We start from the raw sequence: 757 nt of genomic DNA on the forward strand, positions 1-757 counted from the left end.
GGCGTTGCATAATTAGAGTATGAATTGAGGATGAGTTGTGATGCAGTGTCCTGAATGCGGCGGCACCCATATCCGTAAGAATGGGAAAAAGCAGGGTAAGCAAAATCACATTTGCGTAGCCTGTGGTCGCCAGTTTATCGACTGCTACGAACCTCATCGGGGCTATCCAGACGACGTCAAACGTCATTGCCTCCGACAGTACGTCAATGGAACTGGCTTCCGGGCTATAGAGCGAACAACCGGGGTTCATCACACCACCCTCATCACCTGGGTCAAACAGGTGGGCGACCTGCTGCCCGATGCCTATGCTCCCGATACCACGCCTGAGGTCGGTGAACTTGATGAGTTGGAAACCTTTGTTGGGGCAAAAAAAACAAAATTTGGCTCTGGACAGCGGTGAATCACGTTGCCCCAGGGATTTTAGATTGGGTCATCGGGAACCACAGTGCGGCCACCTTCGCGCCCTTGTGGGATCGAATCAAGGACTGGGCCTGTTACTTCTGGGTCACCGATGGCTATCCGGTTTATCCTCAGTTCATCCCGGAGGGTGACCAGATCGTCAGCAAAACTTATATGACTCGGGTGGAAGGTGAGAACACCCGCTTGAGACATTATCTCGCTCGCTTGCACCGGAAGACTCTGTGCTATTCCAAGTCCGTAGACATGCTGAAGCACTCTGTTCGTTTGCTACTTCACTACCTCAAGTTCGGTGACGTGCCCATTCCAAAGTCAATTCATACCTGAATTCAGCAACGCC

The 757-nt window shown here is 51.9% G+C and carries 1 protein-coding gene; it reads left to right on the forward strand.

Annotated elements, in window-relative coordinates; translation table 11 throughout:
- Window positions 1-40: 40 nt before the first annotated feature.
- Window positions 41-744, forward strand: a protein-coding gene (locus VB780_RS25635; RefSeq protein ID WP_416349264.1) for an IS1 family transposase whose coding sequence is annotated in 2 segments (ribosomal slippage) — window positions 41-380 and window positions 380-744 — 705 coding nt in all. Because the reading frame shifts where the segments join, the coding sequence is not laid out codon by codon here.
- Window positions 745-757 lie beyond the last annotated feature (13 nt).

Origin of the sequence: Leptolyngbya sp. CCNP1308 (assembly GCF_034932455.1) — a bacterium.
Taxonomy (GTDB): Bacteria; Cyanobacteriota; Cyanobacteriia; order Phormidesmidales; family Phormidesmidaceae; genus Nodosilinea.